This window comes from Rhizobium sp. FY34 (genome assembly GCF_005222845.1).
Lineage (GTDB): Bacteria > Pseudomonadota > Alphaproteobacteria > Rhizobiales > Rhizobiaceae > Neorhizobium.
This window is the reverse complement of the sequence record NZ_STFZ01000015.1, coordinates 34,960-35,411: the sequence shown is the minus strand read 5'-3', so window position 1 is coordinate 35,411 and position 452 is coordinate 34,960. Positions and strand designations below refer to the sequence as shown.

Here is a 452-nt window from a genome sequence, read left to right as displayed (position 1 = left end):
CGTCGCCGAGCAAGGAAGCAACCGTTGCAAGGCCGAGAATTGCGACCCAGAAATATTCTGCCGGGCCGAACAGCAGGCTGAGCTTCACAAGAGCCGGTGCGTACAGGATGAGCGAGATGGCCGAAATAACCGATCCGATGACACCGGAAACGACGGCAACCTGCAAGGCGTAGGCGGCCTTGCCCTGCTTGGTCATCTCGTATCCATCGAGAATGGTGGCGACCGATGCAGGTGTTCCCGGTACCCGCAGCAGAATGGCAGGTATTGCGCCGCCATAGCTGCCGCCGTTGTACATGCCAGCCATCATCCCCAGCGCGAAAAGCGGATCGAGGCCAAAAGTGAGCGGTATGAGGACGGCAATGCCCGTGGTCACCGTCAGACCCGGCAGCGCTCCGACGACCAACCCGGCGACGGTGCCCAGAAACACCGCAAACAGGTTCATCGGATCTAAA

At 60.2% G+C, this 452-nt stretch carries 1 protein-coding gene; it reads right to left on the bottom strand.

The genetic code is table 11. The features are described from left to right. A partial coding sequence (locus E8M77_RS24215) for a tripartite tricarboxylate transporter permease (RefSeq protein ID WP_348639906.1) occupies positions 1-452 on the bottom strand: 452 nt, incomplete at both ends.